The sequence below is a fragment of the Pseudomonas sp. NBRC 111124 genome (assembly GCF_001320245.1).
GTDB lineage: Bacteria > Pseudomonadota > Gammaproteobacteria > Pseudomonadales > Pseudomonadaceae > Aquipseudomonas.
In genome coordinates, this window is sequence record NZ_BCBA01000039.1 from 23526 (window position 1) to 45901 (window position 22376).

19 protein-coding genes are annotated in these 22376 nt (G+C 62.1%); 10 read left to right on the forward strand and 9 right to left on the reverse strand.

The features are described 5' to 3' along the window. Positions 1-21 precede the first annotated feature (21 nt). A complete protein-coding gene (locus APH28_RS15870; protein WP_060510885.1) occupies positions 22-1041 on the forward strand; it encodes an alpha/beta hydrolase in 1020 nt (339 codons plus the stop codon). Between the two features lie 55 nt (positions 1042-1096). Continuing rightward, on the forward strand, positions 1097-1819 hold the full coding sequence (locus tag APH28_RS15875) for a pirin family protein (protein ID WP_060510888.1): 723 nt from the start codon (positions 1097-1099) through the stop codon (positions 1817-1819). 100 nt (positions 1820-1919) lie between these two features. Here the strand turns inward: APH28_RS15875 and APH28_RS15880 are convergent, their stop codons facing one another. Then, positions 1920-2213, reverse strand: a complete 294-nt coding sequence (locus APH28_RS15880) for a DUF1330 domain-containing protein (protein WP_060510889.1) — start codon at positions 2211-2213, stop codon at positions 1920-1922. Positions 2214-2291: 78 nt separating this feature from the next. On the opposite strand from APH28_RS15880, the gene ribBA reads away from it, so the two are divergent. The 5 genes from ribBA to APH28_RS15905 all read left to right on the forward strand — a co-directional run bounded on the left by ribBA (position 2292) and on the right by APH28_RS15905 (position 7668). Beyond that, a complete protein-coding gene (ribBA, locus tag APH28_RS15885) occupies positions 2292-3413 on the forward strand; it encodes a bifunctional 3,4-dihydroxy-2-butanone-4-phosphate synthase/GTP cyclohydrolase II (RefSeq protein ID WP_060510891.1) in 1122 nt (373 codons plus the stop codon). 331 nt (positions 3414-3744) lie between these two features. Next, the gene (locus APH28_RS15890) at positions 3745-4770 is read left to right on the forward strand and encodes a polyamine ABC transporter substrate-binding protein (protein WP_060510893.1); all 1026 of its coding nucleotides are present in this window, start codon (positions 3745-3747) and stop codon (positions 4768-4770) included. Continuing rightward, the gene (locus APH28_RS15895) at positions 4767-5684 is read left to right on the forward strand and encodes an ABC transporter permease (RefSeq protein ID WP_060510895.1); all 918 of its coding nucleotides are present in this window, start codon (positions 4767-4769) and stop codon (positions 5682-5684) included. Before APH28_RS15890 ends, APH28_RS15895 begins: the two co-directional genes overlap by 4 nt. 6 nt (positions 5685-5690) lie before the next feature. Then, on the forward strand, positions 5691-6500 hold the full coding sequence (locus APH28_RS15900) for an ABC transporter permease (RefSeq protein ID WP_027919924.1): 810 nt from the start codon (positions 5691-5693) through the stop codon (positions 6498-6500). A gap of 19 nt (positions 6501-6519) precedes the next feature. Continuing rightward, positions 6520-7668, forward strand: coding sequence for an ABC transporter ATP-binding protein (locus APH28_RS15905; protein ID WP_060510896.1), 1149 nt, complete (start codon positions 6520-6522; stop codon positions 7666-7668). A gap of 63 nt (positions 7669-7731) precedes the next feature. Here the strand turns inward: APH28_RS15905 and APH28_RS15910 are convergent, their stop codons facing one another. After that, positions 7732-8643: a LysR substrate-binding domain-containing protein gene (locus APH28_RS15910; protein WP_082432308.1), complete on the reverse strand. Its 912-nt coding sequence runs from the start codon at positions 8641-8643 to the stop codon at positions 7732-7734. Between the two features lie 96 nt (positions 8644-8739). Between APH28_RS15910 and APH28_RS15915 the strand changes: the two genes are divergently transcribed. The 3 genes from APH28_RS15915 to APH28_RS15925 all read left to right on the forward strand — a co-directional run bounded on the left by APH28_RS15915 (position 8740) and on the right by APH28_RS15925 (position 12373). Continuing rightward, a complete protein-coding gene (locus tag APH28_RS15915; protein WP_060510899.1) occupies positions 8740-9840 on the forward strand; it encodes a tartrate dehydrogenase in 1101 nt (366 codons plus the stop codon). 67 nt (positions 9841-9907) lie between these two features. Continuing rightward, positions 9908-11215: a substrate-binding domain-containing protein gene (locus APH28_RS15920; RefSeq protein WP_060510901.1), complete on the forward strand. Its 1308-nt coding sequence runs from the start codon at positions 9908-9910 to the stop codon at positions 11213-11215. A gap of 159 nt (positions 11216-11374) precedes the next feature. Then, the gene (locus tag APH28_RS15925; RefSeq protein ID WP_060510903.1) at positions 11375-12373 is read left to right on the forward strand and encodes a TerC family protein; all 999 of its coding nucleotides are present in this window, start codon (positions 11375-11377) and stop codon (positions 12371-12373) included. 80 nt (positions 12374-12453) lie between these two features. On the opposite strand, the gene APH28_RS15930 is transcribed toward APH28_RS15925, so the two are convergent. From APH28_RS15930 to APH28_RS15960, 7 genes are read right to left on the reverse strand one after another with little or no spacing between them, the layout of a single operon-like run. Then, complete coding sequence (locus APH28_RS15930) at positions 12454-13620, reverse strand: OmpA family protein (RefSeq protein ID WP_060511079.1); 1167 nt, start codon at positions 13618-13620, stop codon at positions 12454-12456. A gap of 11 nt (positions 13621-13631) precedes the next feature. Further along, entirely contained in the window at positions 13632-14078 is a 447-nt protein-coding gene (gene tssE, locus APH28_RS15935; RefSeq protein ID WP_060510905.1) for a type VI secretion system baseplate subunit TssE, read from the reverse strand. Positions 14079-14081: 3 nt separating this feature from the next. Then, positions 14082-14618 carry a type VI secretion system lipoprotein TssJ gene (tssJ, locus tag APH28_RS15940; RefSeq protein WP_060510907.1) on the reverse strand — a complete coding sequence of 179 codons (537 nt, stop codon included), beginning with the start codon at positions 14616-14618 and terminating at the stop codon, positions 14082-14084. Beyond that, positions 14599-15696, reverse strand: coding sequence for a type VI secretion system baseplate subunit TssG (gene tssG, locus APH28_RS15945; protein ID WP_060510908.1), 1098 nt, complete (start codon positions 15694-15696; stop codon positions 14599-14601). The genes tssJ and tssG overlap by 20 nt, the downstream gene beginning before the upstream one ends. Beyond that, positions 15660-17429 carry a type VI secretion system baseplate subunit TssF gene (gene tssF / locus APH28_RS15950; protein WP_082432309.1) on the reverse strand — a complete coding sequence of 590 codons (1770 nt, stop codon included), beginning with the start codon at positions 17427-17429 and terminating at the stop codon, positions 15660-15662. The genes tssG and tssF overlap by 37 nt, the downstream gene beginning before the upstream one ends. 23 nt (positions 17430-17452) lie before the next feature. Further along, entirely contained in the window at positions 17453-19039 is a 1587-nt protein-coding gene (gene tssA / locus APH28_RS15955) for a type VI secretion system protein TssA (RefSeq protein WP_060510910.1), read from the reverse strand. Further along, on the reverse strand, positions 19036-22356 hold the full coding sequence (locus APH28_RS15960) for an ImcF-related family protein (RefSeq protein ID WP_060511083.1): 3321 nt from the start codon (positions 22354-22356) through the stop codon (positions 19036-19038). The genes tssA and APH28_RS15960 overlap by 4 nt, the downstream gene beginning before the upstream one ends. Between the last annotated feature and the right edge of the window lie 20 nt (positions 22357-22376).

The window sequence follows — 22376 nt, forward strand, 5'->3', positions numbered from 1 at the left end:
TACATAGAAAAGGATTCGCTCATGAACATTGTCCACAAAGCCCTCACCGCTTCCCTCCTCGCCCTGTCCGTGTCCAGCGCTTTCGCGGCAGGTAGCCCAGGCGTTGAACAGCACACCCAGGCCTTCCTCGAAGCATTGGAGCAAGGGGGTGGCAAGCCACTCGAACAGCTCAGCCCGAAAGATGCCCGCGCCGTGCTGACCGGTGCTCAGGCTTCGGTAAAAGTCGACCTGTCCGGTATCGAGGTCAAGCAACGCACCATCCAGGCCAACGGCCAGTCGATCAAGCTGCAAGTGGTGCGCCCGGCCAATGTCAAAGGTGAGCTGCCCGTGTTCATGTTCTTCCACGGCGGTGGCTGGGTGCTCGGCGACTTCCCGACCCACCAGCGGCTGATCCGCGACCTGGTGGTCGGCTCCGGCGCGGTGGCGGTTTATGTGGACTACACCCCGTCGCCTGAGTCGCACTACCCGACGGCGATCAACCAGGCCTACGCCGCGACCCAATGGGTGGCCGAGCACGGCAAGGAAATCGGTGTCGACGGCAAGCGCCTGGCCGTGGCCGGCAACAGCGTCGGCGGCAACATGGCGGCGGTGGTCGCGCTCAAGGCCAAAGAAGCCGGCACCCCGGCGCTGCGCTTCCAGCTGCTGATGTGGCCGGTGACCGATGCCAGCTTCGAGACCGCGTCGTACAAGCAGTTCGCCGAGGGGCACTTCCTCACCACCGGGATGATGAAGTGGTTCTGGAACAACTACACCACCGATGCCAAGGCACGGGCAGAGATCTACGCCTCGCCGCTGCGCGCTAGCAGCGAACAGCTCAAGGGCCTGCCACCGGCGCTGGTGCAAACGGCAGAGTTCGATGTGCTGCGCGATGAGGGTGAGGCGTATGCCCGCAAGCTGAATGCGGCGGGTGTGACGGTGACCTCGGTGCGCTACAACGGGATGATTCATGACTATGGACTGCTCAACCCGCTGAGCCAGGTACCGGCTGTGAAAGCAGCGATGCGTCAGGCCGCAAACGAACTGAACGTGCATTTGCAATAACACCAGCCATCCGCGTGGCAGGGCCCAGGTGCCCTGCCCTTACTGGAGATTCGTCATGCTCACCGTCCGAAACGCCCAAGACCGCGGCCTGGCCTTCCATGGCTGGCTAAAATCCTTCCACACCTTCTCCTTCGGCCATTACCGCAACCCCGAGGAGCAGGGTTTTTCTGACCTGCTGGTGATCAACGACGACCGGGTCATCCCCGGCAAAGGCTTTGGCGAGCATCCGCACCGCGATATGGAAATCTTCTCCTACGTGCTCGAAGGCGCGCTGGAGCATAAGGACACCCTGGGCACCGGTTCGGTGATCCGTCCGGGTGATGTGCAACTGATGAGCGCCGGCCATGGCGTGGCACACAGCGAGTTCAACCACAGCCAGGTGCAGCCGGTGCACTTCCTGCAGATCTGGATCGTGCCTAATGTGAAAGGAGCGACGCCGCGGTATCAGCAACAGCACTTCAGTGCCGAGGAGAAACGCGGCAAGTTGCGCCTGATCATCTCGCCGGATGGAGCCGAGGGGTCATTGCAGGTGCGGCAGAATGCGCGGGTGTATGCCGGGCTGTTCGATGGCGCGGAGCGCGCGACGCTGACCTTGCCGGAGAATCGCCATGCCTATGTGCATGTGGCTCGCGGCAGCATCGAGCTCAATGGGCAGGTGCTGAATGAGGGGGATGGTGTGCGGGTGCGGCAGGAACAGGTGCTGGAGCTGGGTAACGGGGTGGGTGCCGAGGTGCTGGTGTTTGACCTGCGGCCCCATGAGTTGCCGGGTATGCCGTAAGCAGGGTCGGCCCTTTCGCGGGGCAAGCCCGCTCCTACAAAGGGTATGCGCTTCCTTGTAGGAGCGGGCTTGACCCGCGAAAGGGCCATCAGCCTTTAGCTCAAGGCTCGAACCCTTCGACAATGATCACCTCAGCCTTCGCCACGCCCTGGCGGTGGCTGCACGCCTCCTGATACAGCGCCGACCGGTAGCACGCCAGCGCCTGCTCATACGAATCGAACTCGATCACCACGCTACGCTGTGGAGTGGGCCGACCTTCCATCGCCTCGCTGCGCCCGCCACGGGCGAGGAAGCGGCCGCCGAATGCCTTGAAGGCAGCGGGGGCGCGCTGGGTGTATTGCTGATACTGCTCGGGGTCGGTCACGTCGACGTGGGCGATCCAATAGGCCTTCATCCGCTGCGCTCCTGTTACAACGATATTTGTGTATGATGGTATACCATAAAAATCACCCCACCACAGTGAGCGTGCAACATGGCTTTCAACACCATCGAGGAACTCCTCGAGGACTACCGGCAAGGCAAGATGGTCCTGCTGGTGGACGACGAGGACCGGGAAAACGAAGGCGACCTGCTGATCGCCGCCGAGCGTTGTGACGCCCAGGCCATCAACTTCATGGCCCGCCAAGCGCGCGGCCTGATCTGCCTGACCTTGACCGACGATCACTGCCAGCGCTTGGGCCTGGAGCAGATGGTACCGGCCAACGGCAGCGTGTTCAGCACCGCCTTCACCGTATCGATCGAAGCCGCCACCGGCGTCACCACCGGTATCTCCGCCGCCGACCGGGCACGTACCGTGGCCGCCGCGATGGCGCCCAATGCTCGCCCCGAAGACCTGGTGCAACCCGGCCACATTTTCCCCCTGCGCGCCCGCGAAGGCGGCGTGCTGACCCGCGCCGGGCACACTGAAGCCGGTTGCGACCTGGCCCGCCTGGCCGGTTTCAGCCCGGCCTCGGTGATCGTCGAGGTGCTCAACGATGACGGCACGATGGCCCGCCGCCCCGACCTGGAAGTGTTTGCCGCGCAGCACGGCATCAAGATCGGCACCATCGCCGACCTGATCCACTACCGCCTGAGCACCGAGCAGACCATCAAGCGCATCGGCGAACGTGAACTGCCGACCGTGCACGGTACCTTCCGCCTGGTGACCTACGAGGACCGCATCGAAGGCGGCGTGCACATGGCCATGGTCATGGGCGATATCCGTCGCGAGCAGCCGACCCTGGTGCGGGTGCACGTGATCGACCCGCTGCGCGACCTGGTTGGCGCTGAATACGCCGGCCCCGCCAACTGGACGCTGTGGGCGGCGCTGCAGAAGGTGGCCGAGGAAGGTTGCGGGGTGGTGGTGATCCTGGCCAACCACGAATCTTCCCAGGCGTTGCTCGAACGCGTGCCGCAGCTGACCCAGCCGGTGCGGCCTTATCAGCGTGGGCAGTCGAAGGTGTATTCGGAAGTCGGTACCGGGGCGCAGATTCTGCAGGATCTGGGCGTGGGCAAGCTGCGTCACCTGGGCCCGCCGCTGAAATATGCCGGGCTGGCCGGGTATGAGCTGGAAGTGGTGCAGAGCATTCCCTTCGAGCCTGGAATGGTTGGCTGACACGGCCCTGTAGGAGCGGCCTTGTGTCGCGAAAGGGCCGCGGAGCGGCCCCAGTCATTCATGTATCGACGCTGAAATTGTGGGGCCGCTTCGCGGCCCTTTCGCGACACAAGGCCGCTCCTACAAGGACGGAGTGATGGCCGGTAGCCGCATACCTCTTGCCAAAACTTTGGAATACCATAATATGATATCCCGTAGACCTTGAATCTGCAGGCCGGCACCTACAATTCCAAACGGCCACAAGACACTTTGTTTTAGCTGCTCCCCGAATACTGTTGGCGGGCGCACCAGAAGCCCCGCCTCGAATAACAAAAGCAACGAGGGCGTAACCATGCTGTTGAGCAAACGTGTAACCGCAGTGCTGTCCGCCAGCCTGCTGACCCTGGCATGTCAGGCCGCCCAGGCCGCTGACAGCCTGAACTTCGTCAGCTGGGGTGGTACCACCCAGGACGCCCAGAAAGAAGCATGGGCCATACCCTTCACCAAAAGCACCGACATCAAAGTCGTCCAGGACGGCCCGACCGACTACGGCAAGCTCAAAGCCATGGTCGAGAGCGGTAACGTGCAGTGGGACGTGGTTGACGTTGAAGCCGACTTCGCCCTGCGAGCCGCCAGCGAAGGCCTGCTCGAACCCCTCGATTTCACCCAGATCAAGCGCGACAAGATCGACCCACGTTTCGTCTCCGATCACGGCGTCGGCTCGTTCTTCTTCTCCTTCGTGCTCGGCTACAACGAAGGCAAGCTCGGTGCCAACAAGCCGGTCGACTGGACCGCGCTGTTCGACACCAAGACCTACCCCGGCAAACGCGCACTGTACAAATGGCCGAGCCCCGGCGTGCTGGAACTGGCCCTGCTGGCCGACGGCGTAGCCCCCAAAGACCTCTACCCGCTGGACCTGGACCGCGCCTTCAAGAAGCTCGACACCATCAAGAAAGACATCGTCTGGTGGGGTGGGGGCGCCCAGTCGCAGCAGCTGCTGGCCTCCGGTGAAGCCTCGCTCGGCCAGTTCTGGAACGGCCGCGTGTATGCCTTGCAGCAAGACGGTGCACCGGTGGGCGTGAGCTGGAAGCAGAACCTGGTCATGGCCGACTTCCTGGTCATCCCGAAAGGCTCGAAGAACAAGGACGCGGCCATGAAGTTCCTGGCCAATGCCAGCAGCGCCGAAGGCCAGGCCGAGTTCGCCAACAAGACCGCCTACGCCCCGGTGAACGTCGACAGCGTGGCCAAGCTGGACAGCAAACTGGCGCCGAACCTGCCGACCGCCTACGCCCAGGACCAGGTCTCCCTGGACTTCGCCTACTGGGCGAAAAACGGCCAGGCCATCGCAGCCCGCTGGAATGAGTGGTTGGTCAAATGAAAGTCGCCATCAACGCCCTGCATAACGCGCAAGGTGCCCCCACGGGCACCGGCGCCCCGGGAACGGCGCCCCGCCGCGTCGGCCTGAGCCAACGCTGGAAAGGCAGCCGTAACCTGCTGCCGGCCCTGCTGTTCCTCGGCCTGTTCTTCTTCGCCCCGCTGGTCGGCCTGTTGCTGCGCGGGGTGCTGGAGCCAACGCCAGGGCTAGGCAACTACGAGCAGCTGTTCGCCAACTCGGCCTATGCACGGGTGCTGTTCAACACCTTCTCGGTGGCCGGCGTGGTCACCCTGATCAGCGTGCTGCTGGGCTTCCCGCTGGCCTGGGCGATCACGCTGGTGCCCAACGGCTGGGGCCGCTGGCTGCTGAACATCGTGCTGCTGTCGATGTGGACCAGCCTGCTGGCGCGCACCTACTCGTGGCTGGTGCTGCTGCAGAGCTCGGGGGTGATCAACAAGGCGTTGATGGCTATGGGTATCATCGACACCCCGCTGGAGATGGTGCACAACCTCACCGGCGTGGTGATCGGCATGAGCTACATCATGATCCCGTTCATCGTGCTGCCGCTGCAGGCGACCATGCACGCCATCGACCCGATGGTGCTGCAGGCCGGCTCGATCTGCGGCGCAAGCCCGTGGACCAACTTCTGGAAGGTGTTCCTGCCACTGTGCCGCTCGGGGCTGTTTTCCGGGGCGCTGATGGTGTTCGTGATGTCGCTCGGTTACTACGTTACCCCGGCCCTGCTCGGCGGTGCGCAAAACATGATGCTGCCCGAATTCATCATCCAGCAGGTGCAGTCGTTCCTCAACTGGGGCCTGGCCAGCGCCGCCGCCGCACTGCTGGTGGTCATCACCCTGGTGCTCTTCTACCTGTACCTGAAGCTGCAGCCGGAATCCCCGGTTGGCAACGCGAGGTAAACCGCCATGCTCCTGTCTCCCAATGCCATGGGCCGCCCGCTGCGTACGGGCCTGTACCTGACCACCGGGGTCATCGCGGCCTTTCTGCTGCTGCCGGTGGTGTTCATCGTGCTGCTGTCGTTCGGCTCGTCCCAGTGGCTGGTGTTCCCGCCACCGGGCTGGACCTTCAAGTGGTATGGCCAGTTCTTCTCCAACCCGGAGTGGATGGACGCCGCCCTGGCCAGCCTCAAGGTCGCCGTGCTGACCACCATCGCTGCCGTGCTGCTGGGCCTGCCCACCGCCTTCGCCCTGGTGCGCGGCCGCTTCCCAGGGCGCGAAATGCTCTACGGCCTGTTCACCATGCCGATGATCGTGCCGCTGGTGATCATCGCCGTGGCGGTGTACGCGCTGTTCCTCAAGCTCGGCTACACCGGCACGCTGTTCGCCTTCGTGGTCAGCCATGTGATCGTCGCCCTGCCCTTCACCATCATCTCGATCATCAACTCGCTGAAGCTGTTCGACCAGTCGATCGAGGACGCCGCGGTGATCTGCGGCGCCTCGCGCCTGCAGGCGATCTTCAAGGTGACTTTCCCGGCGATTCGCCCGGGCATGATCGCCGGTGGCCTGTTCGCCTTCCTGGTGTCGTGGGATGAAGTGGTGCTGAGCGTGATGATGGCAAGCCCCGACCTTCAGACCCTGCCGGTGAAGATGTGGACCACCCTGCGCCAGGACCTAAGCCCGGTGATCGCCGTGGCCTCGACCCTGCTGATCGGCCTGTCGCTGCTTGTCATGTTCATTGCCGCCGCCTTGCGCCGGCGCACCGAAGTCAACGCCTGAGCGTGCGGAGAAAACAACAATGAGTGCAGTCATCAAAGACAACGCCCACGGCAAGACCCTGGTCAGCCTGCGTGGCCTGAACAAGCACTACGGCGACTTTACCGCCGTCGACAACCTTGACCTGGAGATCCAGGACGGTGAGTTCCTGACCTTCCTCGGCTCCAGCGGCTCGGGCAAGTCCACCACGCTGTCGATGCTGGCCGGCTTCGAAACGCCGAGCAGCGGCGAGATCCTGGTCGAAGGCCAGTCGCTGGTCAACGTGCCGCCGCACAAGCGCGACATCGGCATGGTGTTCCAGCGTTACTCGCTATTCCCGCACCTGAACGTGCGTGACAACATCGCCTTCCCCCTGGCCATTCGCAAACTCAGCGCCAGCGAAACCACCAAGCGCGTCGATGCCATGCTCAAGCTGGTACAGCTGGAGAAGTTCGCCCACCGCAAGCCGTCGCAGATGTCCGGTGGCCAGCAGCAGCGCGTGGCGATTGCCCGGGCGTTGGTGTACGAGCCCCGCATCCTGCTGATGGACGAACCGCTCGGTGCCCTGGACAAAAAACTGCGTGAAGACCTGCAGGACGAACTGCGCCAGCTGCACCGCCGGCTGGGCATCACCATCGTCTACGTGACCCATGACCAGGAAGAAGCCATGCGCCTGTCCCAGCGCATCGCCATTTTCAGCCATGGCAAGATCGTTGGCCTGGGTACCGGTTACGACCTTTATCAGAACCCACCAAATGCCTTTGTCGCGTCGTTCCTGGGCAACTCCAACTTCTTGCGGATCAAGGCCAACAGCAATGGTGCGGGCAGCTTCGAAGGCCAGCCAGTGGCCGTTCGCCTGACCCCGGGTCTTACTGCCGACCAGGATGCATTGATCATGGTGCGCCCGGAGAAAGCCCTGGCCCTGACAGCCGAGCAGGCCGCGCGCGACCCATTGCCAGCGGGCTGGAACGAGGTCTCTGCCAAGGTCGGTGAAGTGCTGTTCCTAGGTGAAAGCCAGACCTGCCATGTGGTAACCGCAGGCGGCACCGAACTGACGGTGAAAGCGCTGTCGGCCGCGGGGATGCCGATGCAGCCGGGCGATAGCGTGAAAGTGCGCTGGGCGGTGGCGGATGCCTGCATCTATACCCAGTGGGCGGAGAGTGACCTGAGCAAGTCGGCCGGGGCGCATTGATCCCAGCAAGTGAGTGGCTGTACCGGCCTCTTCGCGGGCTCGCCCGCGAAGAGGCCGGCACAGTCAACCCGGCATTTGAAACCTGTCGGTGAAAAACTGGCGAAAGAACTCCACCGCCACCCGCACCTTGGCCGACCCGGCCAGCGGTGCGGTATACACCGCCCAGATATCGGCACTCTGCCGATACCCTTCCAGCACTTGCACCAGCCGGCCATCGGCCAGGCTGTCATGCACATCCCAGCATGACCGCAGCACGATTCCGCGCCCGTCCAGGCACCACTGGTGCACCACCTCTCCGTGGTTGCTCGACAACGCGCCGGTGACCCGCACACTTTCCTCGCCAGCGGGCCCCTCAAGGTGCCAGAGCCCAAACGGATGGTCGCGTTCCTTGATCACCAGGCAATCGTGGCTGGCCAGGTCTGTCAGGTTCTTCGGCGTACCGCGCCGGGCCAGATACTCCGGCGCCGCACACAGCACTCGCCAGTTGCGCGCCAAGCGCTTGGCGATCAGGTTCGGGGCAATCTGGTCGCCCACGCGGATATCCAGATCGACGCCCTCGGCCGCCAGGTCCACCAAGCGGTCATGCACGTCCAGACGAATGTCCAGCCGTGGGTAGCGCGCCGCCAGCTCCGACAACGCTGGCGCCACCATCCGCCGGCCCAGCCCCAGGCTGCTGGCGATGCGCAATTGCCCGGCCGGCTCACGCTGGCCAGCATCCAGGTCGTCACCCATGCGCTGCAGCGCCTCGAAGATCTGCTGTGCCCATTGGTAGACCCGCTCACCCTCCTCGCTCACCGTCACCCGCCGGGTGGTCCGGTGCAGCAGGCGCACGCCAAGGTCCGCTTCCAGTTGGCGGATACGCTTGCTGACGAATGCTGCCGACATGCCGCGGGCTTCGGCCACCGCCGCGAAGCTCGCTCGGCGGGCCACCTGCATGAAGATATCGAGGTCGTCGAGGTTTGGCAGATTATTCACGATTCGTACACCAAGAATGCATGACCTAGCTAATTATCAATGAAGTGAACCCTTATAGCATGGCCGACATCAGTTCCCCAGACACAAGGTGTGGCCATGACCAAGACCAAGACTTTCAAGATCGCCGCCATCCCCGGTGACGGCATCGGCAACGAAGTGCTCCCGGAAGGTATCCGCGTGCTCGAAGCCGCCGCCCGCAAGCATGGCCTGGCCCTGCAGTTCGAGTTCTTCGAGTGGGCCAGCTGCGACTACTACCTGGCCCACGGCAAGATGATGCCGGACGATTGGTTCGACCAGCTCAAGGGCTTCGATGCCTTGTACTTCGGTGCCGTCGGCTGGCCCGACAAGGTGCCTGACCATATTTCCCTGTGGGGCTCGCTGCTCAAGTTCCGCCGCGACTTCGACCAGTACGTGAACATCCGCCCGGTGCGCCTGTTCCCCGGCGTACCCTGCCCGCTGGCCGGCAAGCAGCCTGGCGACATCGACTTCGTCGTAGTGCGGGAAAACACCGAGGGCGAATACTCGTCACTGGGTGGGCGCATGTTCGAAGGTACCGCCAACGAATTCGTCCTGCAGGAATCGGTGTTCACCCGCCGTGGCGTCGATCGCATTCTCGAATACGCCTTCGAGTTGGCCCACAATCGCCCGCGCCAGCATGTGACCTCGGCCACCAAGTCCAACGGCATGGCCGTGAGCATGCCCTACTGGGACGAGCGCACCGCCGCCGTGGCCGCACACTACCCGGAAATCACCTGGGACAAGCAGCACATCGACATCCTCTGCGCACGCTTCGTGCTACAGCCGGAGCGCTTCGACGTGGTGGTGGCGTCCAACCTGTTCGGCGACATCCTCTCCGACCTCGGGCCAGCCTGCACCGGCACCATCGGCATCGCGCCGTCGGCCAACCTCAACCCCGAGCGCAAGTTTCCATCCTTGTTCGAACCCGTGCACGGCTCGGCGCCGGACATCTTTGGCAAGAACATCGCCAACCCGATCGGCATGATCTGGTCGGGCGCGCTGATGCTGGAGTTCCTCGGCAAAGAAACCGGTGAAGCCCACTATCAGACAGCGCACGATGACATCCTGCAGGCCATCGAAGCGGTCATCGCCAGCGGCGCAACCACACCTGACATGGGCGGCAGCCGTTCGACCCAGGCGGTGGGCCAAGCCATCGTCGATGCATTGAACGCCGCCTGACTGTCACATTTCGGTCACCCCTCCGTCGTAATCTGCCGGGCAACGCTATGCCACAAGGTCGCCCGGCATGTTCCGCCTGCTGCTCCTGCTGCTTCCCCTGCTCCCGCTGACGGCCCTGGCCGAAGCGGGCCACCTGCGTGTCCAAGGGTCCAATACCATTGGCGCGGCGCTGTTGCCTGCGCTGGTGAAGGGGCAGCTATGGGCGCAGAAGGCAACTGACATCCAGCAGTCACCGGGCGCGGTGCCAAACGAGACCGTGATCACCGCGCGCGACGCCCAGGGCCGGGCGCTGCGCATCGACGTCGCCGCGCATGGCTCCAGCACCGGCTTTGCCGCATTGGGCCAGGGCAAAGCCGACCTGGCCGCAGCTTCGCGCCCGATCAGCGATACCGAAGTGCGCCAACTCAAGGCCCTGGGCGACCTGCGCTCGGCCAGCGCCGAGCAGGTCATCGGCCTGGACGGCGTGGCTGTCATCGTCCACCCCGACAACCCGCTGCCGCAGCTGACAACACGGCAACTGGCGCAGATCTTCTCCGGGCAGATCCAGCGCTGGGAGCAATTGGGCGTGGCCGGCGGAGCCATTCACCTGTATGCACGCGACGACCGCTCCGGGACCTACGAAACCTTCAAGGCACTGGTGCTTGAGCCACAACATGGCGAACTGGCCAGCCAGGCCCAGCGTTTCGAGTCCAGCGAGGAGTTGGCCGAGCGGGTCGGCGCCGATCGCCAGGCCATCGGTTTCAGCAGCCTGGCGGCGGTGCACGGGGCCAAGGTGCTGGCGGTGGCCGAGGGCGATGCGCCGGCCCTGTTGCCGGAGCGCCAGCGCGTGGCCAGTGAGGATTACCCGCTGTCTCGCCGCTTGTACGTCTACCTGCCGGCCAATGCTAAACCCGAGGCCCGCGCGCTGGCGGACTTCGCCCAGAGCCCGGCCGGCCAGGCCATCGTCGCCGCACAGGGCTTCGTCTCGCAGCAGGTCGCCGCACAAGCGGTAGCGGCGCAGGCCGACATGCCACCGCGCTATCGCAGCCTGACCCAGCAGGCACAACGCCTGAGCGTCAACTTCCGCTTCCAGGAAGGCAGCGCCAGCCTCGACAACAAGGCCCTGCGCGATGTGCAGCGGGTCACCGAATACCTGCGCCAGGCCGGCAAGCTGCAGAGCAAGGCGGTACTGGTGGGCTTCGGCGACCCCAAGGAAACGCCCGGCCGTGCAGCCCTGCTGTCGCGCCTGCGCGCCCAGGCGGTGCGCCGCGAACTGGCACGGGGTGGCGTCGAGGTGCTGGAGGTGACCGGCATGGGCGATGAGTTGCCCATCGCCGGCAATGACATGGAACAAGGGCGCTTGCGTAACCGGCGGGTGGAAGTCTGGGTCTACTGATAGGCAAAGAAATGTAACAGCTCACCATTCGGCATCACTGGCAAACGGGTCTAGGCTCAAGCCCATGTGATACCGGGCCCCTCTGACGGCTGCCAAGCCGTGATGTCGGATCACTGTTGCGATCTTCACATGGCAACGTCGACTATCAAGGAGGGGCTCATGACGGCTCTACAGACATTCCTCACCACCCCGTTTCTTGGCACCAGCACCTGGTTGTGGCTGGTGTTCATGGCCATCGTCATCGGTTTGCTGGTGCTCGACCTTGGCGTGCTGCACCGCCAGGACCGCGAAATCGAAATGCGCGAGAGCCTGCTGCTGTATTCGGGCTATTTCAGCGTCGGCGTGCTGTTCGGGCTTTGGGTCTGGCATGAATTGGGCGCGCAGTCGGCGCTGGAGTTCTACACCGGCTTCCTGGTCGAGCAGTCGTTGTCGATGGACAACGTGTTCGTCATGGCGATGATCTTCGGCTTCTTCGCCATCCCCCGCCGCTACCAGCACCGCGTGCTGTTCTGGGGCATTCTCGGGGTGGTGTTCCTGCGGGCAATCATGATCGGCGTGGGTGCGGCGCTGGTGCAGAACTTTGCCTGGGTGCTGTACGTCTTCGGCGCCTTCCTGCTGTTCACCGGGGTGAAGATGGCCCTGTCGAAGGAGGACAGCCACCCGGACCTGGCCAACAACCCGATCTTGAAATTCGTCCGTCGGCACATGCGTGTGACCGACCAGATCCACGGCTCGCACTTCTTCGTGAGCCTGACGCCGCCCGGTGAAAGCAAGGCCCTGCGCTACGCCACACCGCTATTCCTCGCCTTGCTACTGATCGAGCTGGCCGACCTGGTGTTCGCCGTCGACAGCGTGCCTGCGATCTTCGCCATCACCCAGGACCCGTTCATCGTCTACACCTCCAACATCTTCGCCATCCTCGGCTTGCGCTCGCTGTACTTTGCCTTGTCGGCGCTGATGCACCGGTTCGTCTACCTCAAGTATGCGCTGGCGCTGGTGCTGATCTTCATTGGCTGCAAGATCTTCTACCACGGCATGGTCGGCAAGGTGCCGGCGTTGCTGTCGTTGGGGGTCACGTTCGGGTTGTTGCTGGGTGGGGTGGTGGTTTCGTTAGTGAAGACGCGGGGGGAGAAGACGGTGGGTGGCACGGAGTTGTAACAGCTAACGGACGGGAAAGACAAGGTTGGGAAGAAGGAGGAAGACCCGCAGATGCGGGGCTGATCCAGTCTCAGAGAGTGTCACACTGACTTGTCTCCCCGAAGCGAACGCGCTACGGCCTCCAGCTCGCCGCATGCATCTCGCTGAGGAACCAAGCGAATGTCCACCCGACGATTTTCTGCGCGACCATTCAAGGTGTCGTTGCTGCTGACCGGTTGACTGGCTGCGACACCTTGGACAGCAAAGCAACTGTCCGGGATATCGCCCATACGCTGCATCCAGTCGCGAACAGCAGAGGCGCGGGCGCGAGACAGATCGAGATTCTTGGCAGCATCCCCTCGCGCATCCGCATGGCCGGATATGACGATCAACCAGCCAGGCTGGGCCTTGATACCCACCAGTGCATTGACCAACAGCTTGGTAGAGCCAGGTTTGAGTTCGGCGCTGCCAGGATCGAACAGGTTCAAGCTGTCGAGTTGGATTGGATCGGGCGTAGGGGGTTCTTTGGCTTGCCTGGCTGCCCACTCTTGCCAGCCTAACCACCCCATGAATGCAATTGTGATCATCAATGTCAGCAACCACGGCAATACGACACGCTTCTGCGCTGCAGGCTCGAGAAAGAATGTATAAGTCGAAGGCGCAGAAACGACAGCAGCCATGTGAGGCGTGATGGAAGGCTCAGCAACCGTCCCCCAGGTTTGCAGAGGAAGCGACATTGGCGCCGCTCGGCTTCCCGACACGCGTTGCAGAAGGCTGGCTATCTGATTGCGGAAGACCTGCAGCGACACCAATGGCGCATGACCAAGGCGTTCCAAGCGGTGCTCCAGACGGCTCAGCTCGACAACCAGATTGCTCAGCACTGCCGAACTTGACGTGCCCAACTCCACCCTGCGAACCAATGGATGCAACTGAGTAAACAGCCATGCAATGAGATCGACGCGAGCGGACGCCTGCACTGGCCACAAGCGCGACCACTCATCGCTCAGTGTCGTGAGCAGCGCCACGCCTTCAGTCAAGCCCGCCAACCCCGTGCGGTAGCTACGCGCAAGCACAAAAGCCACCGCGGACTGCAGTTCAACTCCGTTCAGCTCGAAAAGCCGCAAGCACAGCCCCTCGACTTTTGCCCAGTCCACGTCTGGGCAGGCAGGGTGATTGAGCTTTGCCAACTCACCGTGCAGCATTTTGAACTCATCGAAGTTGCCCGGATCCCCACCCAGGCGTACACGCATCTCAAAAAGCGCCGTCATCTGGCCCCCTGTCAGTTCCATTGCACGGGAAGGTAGCCTTCCTGCTTGAGGTGACGCACCACAACCCTGCCTTCGGCGCCGAGTGTGGTCCCAAAGGACGCCCTGCCGCCGCCCTTGATGAGTACGTCAAGGGCATAGTCAAGATGGCCAGGGCGAGACTGAGGTATCAGCTGAACGCTCACCTGCGCCAGCCGTGGCTCATAACGGCGCAACGTGCGGGCGATGTCGTTCATCAAACCATGGGCTGAAGCCGGTAGCCCTTGCAACACCGTGCCCATGTCCGGCAAGCCATAGTCGGGCAGATGCGAGAGTGAACCTGCACGGCTGTTGAGAATGCGCTGAATGTTGTCCAGCACCGAGAGGGTCAGCTGGTCATCTTCATCCACCTGGTCCAGCGCTAGCTCACCGCGGAAGTTGTGCAACAGGATTTCGTAAAGAGAAGGACTGGCTTCAGGCATGCGTCAGCCCTCCACGCGCTGTCGGAGCGTCAATCGGTTATCGCCCAGTTCGATTACTCTGGCCTGATCCGGTTCGAGGTCATCCCGCTGCAAGACAACGCGCCACGTATTTTCGATAACGTCTGGACTTCGGAACAGAGCAATCACCGCAACGTACCGCGCGTCGCCTTGCAGGGGGGTACTCAGCTGCGCCGCCTCACCGGGCTTGATCACCACCACGCGTTCATCGAGCAGGTCATCGCGAAGCACACGCTCCCCCTGGCTTAGCAGATCGTCATAGCTGGCGTTCTCCAACACCTTGTTGTCCTTCAACTGGTAGACCCGCACCAGCACTGGCACCGACAATCCGCTCATCTCTGCGTCATCGGTATTTATCGCTGACCGGCCGCTGAGATCCAGATGAAGCGTTTTGACTTGCTTGTAGAAGATCGCCTGGGCAGTAGACGCCGTACCGTCTGCCACCTTTTGTGCAAGGCCACACCCACTCAGAACGGTAATCAGCGTTGATGCCGTGAAGCAATTAAAAACGGTACGCCACATGCTGTACCTCCTTCCTGCAAGGGTTCGGCTGCAGACCTTGATATCGGCCCAGGTTGATCGTGATCGTGTCGTCTTGGGGCGATGCGAGCACGCCCTCTGCCCGCCTCAGTACAGCGGTCATGCCAAGCATCGACCGAGTACGTCCTAGTACAGGAGCCGGCACCATCTCGCGTGGGATTGAGAGCTGTAGCAACGCTGTGCAACGCCAGCCCAGATACACCTCAAGCAACACCCGCAAATCGGCGCTCAACCGGCCCCCAGGAAGCCATTCACGCGCTTCATCCCGGTCTTCGGTCCACAGTTGCAGGCGCAGCTGGCTGTTCGCGTCGTGCCCGACAGCGCCCAACGGCATGCCCTGGCCCAACGTCACCGGATGCTCCGGCGCAAGGCTGGCGGGCTGCTCAAACACAACGCTCTGCGGCCAATGCCCAGTCACGTGCGTATCTGTATGCGGCGCCAACAACTTCACCAACGCACCAATCCCTTCCGCGTTGCGCGTGGGTAGACGCATCACGCTGAGCAGTGCCAGAAAACGTGACATCGGTGTGGCGATACGCTCTGCCGTACCGGGAATGCCCAGCCCGATCAAACCCAAGAGACACTGTGAAGTGGCATCGCGCCCGCCCGGCTCGAACGTTGCCGGGTAGGAGTACTTGCGCCAGATCCGGTAGAACTGGGTGAACAGCCGATGGTTGAAGATATCGAGAAAGTGCTCTAGCGCCTCATGGCCTTCGCGCCGCTGGGCAATATCATCCAGATAGGCCGTAGGCAAAGGAGAGTCGACCCCATACAAACCCAACAGCCGGGTGCGTACTGTCAACGGTCGGTCTGGACAAGCTTCGTCGATTTCAATGGCCTTCAACTCCCCTGCCGGGAATCCCATTCCAGGGTCTGGGCGGAACCTGACCCGGTCATCGCCGGGATGTGCAGTACTGCCCAGCGGTGGTTGTTCAGCCAGCACCTGCTCCAACACTTGGCAGAAGCGGTAGACATTAGCCGTCGACACCTGTTCAGCCAGCGCCTGGAGGATGCCCTCCGCCTTCAACCGGGAATACGCTGACTGTGATGTTCGTTCCATCGCAGGCACCTCCCCGTCGGCTGCAGAATCATGGTCAGTTGCGTGCACAAGTGAATGTCGGCATACAGAGCGAAGAACCGGCTGAGCATTTCACCGAACAGGCATATGTCGCCCTCCCCTGAAAAACCGTTGCTATCGACCGTCACCTCGATATCCACGCCTCGCAGCAAGAAGCCTTTTTCGAACCGCTGGATCAGGTGATGCTTGACGTCAACAATGGCTTCCAAACGGCGGCGGTTGGTTTCGCTGCCCGTCCACTCGTACAAGGCCAACGTGCCACGCAGTACTTCAGCACTGTTGAGCATCGGCAGGAAATTCGATCCCAGGTGGCTGAGTACTCGCCAGTGAAAACGATCGCGATTGGGTGGGTAGCACGGTAGTGTCGGCGCGGTCAGGTTGCGCACTCGCAAACCTGCCTGGGTGGACTGCGCCGTAGCATCGAGCAAGGTGCTGCGCAAGGCTTTGCGCGGCAGCTGACCATTGGTACCGGTCAGGCGCAACGACAGGCTTTTGCGATTGAGCAGCACATCCTTGTCGAAGCCCTCCCCACCAAGGATCAACCAGGTGTCATGCAGACCATTGGCTCCACGCCTCAAACGGGTATGGAAGTAGCGTTCGGGGGCCTCATCGCGAAGCATCCCCCCTTTGTGGCGAAAGCTGCTGAAAGGCACGTAGTCCTGACGCACGCTGTCCTTCGTTCCGGAAACCTTGTCTACCGAGTAGATTTCTGTGTGACCGTCCTGCAAGCGCATTGGGCGCAGCAAGTATTCATTCTGCAATGGGTCCAGGGTGAGCGGGTCCGCCTCCAGTGCGAACAGGTTGATCACGGGAACCGCGTGCAGACGAATGTGCTCCTGCGTGGGCGTAAATGTATGCGACCAGGTCTCACTGAGCACGACTTCAAGTTCGAACCACGGCGCGTCCGCAGGTAGCGCGAGCGAATCCAGGCCGCAGAGCGTCACGAACATGAATTTCTCACGGAACGTGAAGTACTCCAGCAACAGCTGATAACCACTGAACGCGCTGTCGCCTTTAGGCCAAAGGCGATCATCGTCGGCAAAACCCTTTGGCTTGAAGTGCCCCGCGAATGCCTTGCGCTCCGACGCACCTGGTAAACGCACATGCAGCGCCTGCATGTTCAATGTCAGCGCCTGATGAAGCACACTGGCAAGCGCTGCGTCGGCGTTCAGATACAAGGGGATATGCGCGAGGTCGAGTTGATCCCAGTTGGCCAGTGCTCCACGCGCGAAACGTAGGCGTAGAACTGCACGCCCATCTGGCTCATGGTCAAGTCGCACGGTTTCCAGATTGAGCGGCCGTAGGGTCAAATCCTGGGTGGTGGAGTAGCGGCAGCGGGTACGATGTTGCCCCACCGGCTGTGACAGCACCTGAAAACCTCTTGCAACCGCCTCGCAGCCTTTCATCTGGCTGACATCTGGCATCAGTTCGACGATGGCCAGTGATGGGATGGTGCGCAAGTAGTGGGGCCACAGGAGACTCACCAGCCCCTCGGTCAGCTCGGGCAAGTCATCGTCCAATTTCTCACGCAGGCGCCCCATCAGGAATGCAAAGCCTTCGAACAAGCGCTCGACAAAGGGGTCTTCAGCGCCGGGCTTGTCCAGGTTGAGCTGCGCCGCACGGTCCGGAAATGCCTGGGCAAACGCCTTGCCCGCTTCGCGCAGGTAGCGCATTTCAGCGTCGAAGTAACGCAGGGTTGGGTTGTCCGTAGTCAAAACAGATTCCTGATCAAAATGAATTAGCTGCACAGCACTGCAGCACGTACCGGGTCAATGGATACGAGGGCTGCCAGCTGATGTTCCATTTGCCGCGCCAACGCAGGCCGGTCAGCGTCGTTGCGCTGGGCCTTCAAACGCAGCAGCTTCAGCAACCGCGCCTTGACCTCGAAGAACAGGTCAGACTCCCAGTCGGCAAAGGTGTGGCGTTGCGCGGCAGCGTCCAGCTCAGTGAACAAATGAATGGCCAGCTCGGCCTTGCCGCACTGCTCAGCCACCCGCGCCATCAGCAACCGCAGCAACCAACGCTGCCGCCCGGTCTGTACATCGGGTCGGTTCGCCAGCCACGCCAGCGCCTGCTCCACACCCTCAGCATCCGCTTGCGCCAGTGCCTCGGGTTCCAGTGCGAGTATTTCGCACGCAACCGCCGACAGTGCGGGGGCCGCTGCGGGCAGCCATTGATCTGGGCGGTTTCCGCTGACCTGCTGGTTGATCCACTCACGCGTGGCTTCACCAGCGAATGGCGAGCCATCGCTCCAACACAGCAGCTCCACGCCCGGCAGACGTTGCAGCAGCATGGACATATCGTGTTTGACGATATCCGCCCAGTTCTTGTGAGGCTCAGCCGATTTGCTCAGTGCCTGATGGAGGTACCATTGCAGATCCAACCAGAAGTGGTTGACGCCTTCGGCATACATCTGCTCGACCAAGTCAATCAGCTCGCTCCAGCTTTGCTGCAAGTGCAAGCGCTTTAGCTGTGCGCGATACTCGCCGCGAGGCGGCGCCAGGCGGGTGATCCCCTGGGCATTTTGCGGCGGCACCTGATGCACGGTGTCCCAACGCAAGCTCTTCATCAGTCGATGCGCTGCCAACCACCCTTCGGGTTGTTCACGCAGGTAGCTGGCCAGGCCCCGGCCACTGTCCAGCAAATCGCGACCGGACTTGATGGGTGATACGCTCGGGCCAGGGGCGCTACTTCTCAGCGGTGAATCACTGCTGGTCTGCGGGACGATTGCATCAACACCTCCCGACACGGCGAGTCGGGTGTTGAGGGCGCCGTACAAGGCGTCCAGCCGCGGTCGCTGGTCTTCTGGCCAATGGCTGAAGCCGTGCTCCAGCCACACCAACGCAGCCACCGTTCGCTCGCTTTCAGCCTTGACCACCTGAGGGTACAGCGACAGGCTTGCCAGGACCCTGCTGCCGGCAAGCCACTCCAAGGCCATCTTGCGGCTATTGGGGCGCACCGGCAGGATGTCGCAGGCATAGCGTTCCATCAGCGCCGCCAGCAAACTCAGGCCATCAGCCAAACCGGCCTCACCGTCCCGGTGCAAGCGGGCCCACAGGTAGTAAGTGGCAACGCGAAGGTCCTTGCAGGACTGCTGGAGCAGCTTCTGCGCCAGTTGCGCCACAAGATCGACATCCGCCCCGGAGAGTTTGTTGACCTCTTCGCGCATGCGCTGGAAATCGTCGTCGTAGCCCGGGTCCTTTCCCACCGCTACATCAACGCTGATGGGCGTTAGCCAAGGTTCCCAGGATTCGCTGTGTTTGCGGGCTATGACGAGTGGCTCGCTGGCGGGCAAACAGCTTTCGACCAGGCTTTTCAGGCTCATTCGATGCCCCCATTCTGCGTGTACCGCGGGGTATCACGGCCCTCTACCAGAAAGATCTCTCGCGGCAAGCTGAACCCGCGCAACTTGAGCAGTGCCAGCGGCCCTTCGCCCAACTCCGTGCGCAGGTGCCAGGTCAGGCCCAGGCCATCTGGCGCATCCAGCACGACCCGAAAACGACTGTCGCCATCGTCGAGCGCCATGACGTTGGCCTGCTCCAGCAGACGAATCAGCCCCCAAGTGCCCTGGTAGTCCGCGAATAGACGCTCGCCAGTGTGGACGCTGCTCCACGTCAGGCTTATACCCGGATGGTCGCCCTGCCCTGGCCAGCGAAAGCGTTGCCAGCTTTCTCGCTGGTTGAAGTAGTGGTGCTTCTCACCATTGAGTACGAAGGTGGTTTGCACCACATCACGCACAGGTTTGCCTTGCAGCTCGAAGCTCAAGCCCATACCGCCATCGGTGTACAGCACATCGGCCAGCTGGCTCAGCTGATTGATCGCGGTGAGAAAGTCCGGGTTGAAACGCAGCCCCTGGCTTTGCCGCGCGTCGGCCACCCAGCGGCTACCTTCCTTGCGTAGGAGCCCCGTGAGCTGCTGAGCCAGGAACTGCTCGATCCGCCCGGAATCTGCACGGATCATCTGCCCCAGCATGGGCAAGGAAGCGTCACTGCTGGTGGCGGCGAAGGGATAACGGCCGCTGAAAGCGCCTTGCCATTCATCGACGATCGCGCGCTGCCAGGCCCGGTTGAGGCCGGCCGACGACGGCTGCAGAATCTGTTGCCAGGCCTGATCCAGCGGCTGCACGAACAGCGTGTTGGCCGCTGGCCCCCAGTCGGCGCCGAGGCTGGCGGCGATCAGGTTGCCATAGGCCTGGGTATCGGTCAGGTTCGCACCTTTGCCCTGGAATACCGTCTGCGCCAAGGTCTGAATCATCGCCTCGGGATCGGGCGCATTGACCACCTGCTGCAGCTTCAATCGCACGCCAGTGACCCGGGTGAGGAAGGCTTGCAGGCTCAGGCGGCCATCGACTGATCGCCCTTCAGACTCCTCGCCCAGCAACGCCATCAAGGGGCTAAAAGTACTGTCGAGCGGGCCGCTGGGTGTTTGGGGAAGTTGATCGATGATCGGTGCTGCTTTTTGCCCCACCAGCTTCTGTGCGGATTCGATCAGCGAATCGGCCAGGGCCTGGCCACGAACGCCGGCCTGGCCCTGGTAACTCAACGTGTTCATCAAGGTGATCAGCGGCGACTGACGCACGTCACTCATCAGCGTCAACTGTGCAATCACATCGCTCAGGCTCTGGCCCTGCTGCCAGCGCAGGCTATTGAGGAAGCCCAGCCAGGCACTGCTGTAATCATGGAAGTAGCGGGTGGTCAGCCGCTCCCTGAGTTGATCGGGGCTGAGCGCCTTGGCGATGTCGTTAGGGTGGTCGCTGAGTACCCAGTCGATCTCTTCACGCCGCGCCTGCGCCGCGTCCTCGATGGCTGCACGGACCTGCCCTTCCCAGGCTTGGCGAGTGAATACACCGGGGACCTGTTCTGCACTGGCGAACAGGGCGCTTGCATCGGTGTCGCCGACCATCTGTTGCAAGCCCAACGCCGGGTAGTGGTTCGCCGCAGTGTCGAGGACCTGCTGGTACAGGCTGCTTTCAGCGTTTCGTTGTCCCAGCTCGCGCAGCAACACCTGGCGTGTTTGGGCGATCAACCTCGGGTCGGCCTTGATCGCCCAGTCAGGGTGCTCAGGCAGATGCTCGCCGTAGAACGTCCACAATGCCGGTTCGGCAGCGCCCAGGGTCTGGGCCAAGAACGCGGCATCAGCCTTTTCCGGGCGCGCCAGCATCAGATAGGCTTTGAGGTAGTTGTACGTCTGCTGTGCCTGCTTGGCGCGCTGAGGGCTCGCAGGAGGCAAGTTGACCAACGCCTTGAGCCGTTTTTCCAGCTCAGCGACGGCTGGGTCACGGAGCAGTTGGTTATTGGCCTGCGTATAGAGGGGCCACACCGCTTCACGCAGCTCGTGCGACCGGTTCAGGCCAAAGCGCTGATACCACGGTGCGCCGTGTTCTGATCGATAGTCCAGGCGGGAGAGTTCGCGCACCAGCTCGCCCAGTGCCTGTTTGGTATCGATGCCTGCTACAGGCTGCTGCAACGCGCTGTACGCCGCCGCGATCTGACCGACTTCGGCACGGTTGCTGGCAAAGGACAACAACAAGCCGATGCCCCAGATGGAGGCCAGGCCCAGTGCAGAAACGTAGGCGACTCTGGCGGGGTGCCAGCCCAGTCGTCGGGCTCGGGCGGAGCGATCGTCGAGGATCCCTGACCATGCTGGGTCTTCAGGCCAGTGATGATCCGCGCGAAGGTTGTTCTGGAGTCGCAGCGGTAAGCTGAACCACACTCCACGCAACCAAACGTCGCGTCGCCGGAACAGCGCGGATAATGCAGCGCACCATGCGGAGACACCCTCGGTCGCAACATCGCGTGACAATCGAAGCAAGAAATCATGATCAGGGTCTTTTTGAAGCTGCGATAGACCCTGCTCACGTAAGGGTTGTGCGAGCATGCCTAAGTGGTCGGCGAGCCGCACTGGCGATAATGGTACCGGGAGCATGCAGCCTACCGCTCCGATTTCGCGCGCGTGCTGCGGCCACATACTGTCGCAGACCTGCCACACATGCAGCAGCAATTGGCAGCGTAGGGTTTTGGCCAGATTCTGCAAACGACGAACGCTATCGTTCATCGCGCTCACGTTATTGCTTTGGTCTTTGTTCAACACCCAGACCACCCCATTGAGCGCACGGTTGCGGCATAGGCCGCGCCACTGCAAAAGCAACGCGTCTTGCGGTTCACCTTGGATGCTGCCGGCCCACAGCAGCACGGTGTTTTGCCCTTCCAGCCAACGCTGCTCGCTCAACCCAGGGGCAATCGCCTCGATCTGCTCAGACTCACCGACCACCAACAACAGTCGAATTTTGCGCCGCCAGAAGAAGCCGTAGCGTCCCTTCAAATGCGCCCTCAACTCGGGTATGCCGAATGGATCCTCAGCATTAGAAACCACGTTACTGCCGGTCGAACGAGTCCAGTTGACTGCGAGCTTTTGTCCCATCAGAGCAATAAAATCTCTCGCGCCCAACATTCGGATAGCCAATTCGCCGACGCCATCGAGAAAGAGAAATATCAAACAGCCGATCAACAACACTGCTGACCATTGCAAGCGTGCAGTCTCACTCCTCACCTGCACTGCGGGATTATCGACCCAGATCAATACCCCACCCGCAACGAGCAAACACAGGATTACTATCCAGACGCTGATTCTCTTCTTTTTCACGATCAATCCCTAATTCAAGA

Bases quoted from the DNA above. Each gene is read 5' to 3' on its own strand.
- tssJ (WP_060510907.1), bottom strand. From the start codon at position 14,618: ATGTGGCGTACCGTTTTTAATTGCTTCACGGCATCAACGCTGATTACC.
- APH28_RS15895 (WP_060510895.1), top strand. From the start codon at position 4,767: ATGAAAGTCGCCATCAACGCCCTGCATAACGCGCAAGGTGCCCCCACG.
- APH28_RS15900 (WP_027919924.1), top strand. From the start codon at position 5,691: ATGCTCCTGTCTCCCAATGCCATGGGCCGCCCGCTGCGTACGGGCCTG.
- APH28_RS15880 (WP_060510889.1), bottom strand. From the start codon at position 2,213: ATGAAGGCCTATTGGATCGCCCACGTCGACGTGACCGACCCCGAGCAG.
- APH28_RS15920 (WP_060510901.1), top strand. From the start codon at position 9,908: ATGTTCCGCCTGCTGCTCCTGCTGCTTCCCCTGCTCCCGCTGACGGCC.
- tssG (WP_060510908.1), bottom strand. From the start codon at position 15,696: ATGGAACGAACATCACAGTCAGCGTATTCCCGGTTGAAGGCGGAGGGC.
- APH28_RS15905 (WP_060510896.1), top strand. From the start codon at position 6,520: ATGAGTGCAGTCATCAAAGACAACGCCCACGGCAAGACCCTGGTCAGC.
- APH28_RS15925 (WP_060510903.1), top strand. From the start codon at position 11,375: ATGACGGCTCTACAGACATTCCTCACCACCCCGTTTCTTGGCACCAGC.
- ribBA (WP_060510891.1), top strand. From the start codon at position 2,292: ATGGCTTTCAACACCATCGAGGAACTCCTCGAGGACTACCGGCAAGGC.
- APH28_RS15930 (WP_060511079.1), bottom strand. From the start codon at position 13,620: ATGACGGCGCTTTTTGAGATGCGTGTACGCCTGGGTGGGGATCCGGGC.
- APH28_RS15870 (WP_060510885.1), top strand. From the start codon at position 22: ATGAACATTGTCCACAAAGCCCTCACCGCTTCCCTCCTCGCCCTGTCC.
- tssE (WP_060510905.1), bottom strand. From the start codon at position 14,078: ATGCCTGAAGCCAGTCCTTCTCTTTACGAAATCCTGTTGCACAACTTC.
- APH28_RS15875 (WP_060510888.1), top strand. From the start codon at position 1,097: ATGCTCACCGTCCGAAACGCCCAAGACCGCGGCCTGGCCTTCCATGGC.
- tssA (WP_060510910.1), bottom strand. From the start codon at position 19,039: ATGAGCCTGAAAAGCCTGGTCGAAAGCTGTTTGCCCGCCAGCGAGCCA.
- APH28_RS15915 (WP_060510899.1), top strand. From the start codon at position 8,740: ATGACCAAGACCAAGACTTTCAAGATCGCCGCCATCCCCGGTGACGGC.
- APH28_RS15890 (WP_060510893.1), top strand. From the start codon at position 3,745: ATGCTGTTGAGCAAACGTGTAACCGCAGTGCTGTCCGCCAGCCTGCTG.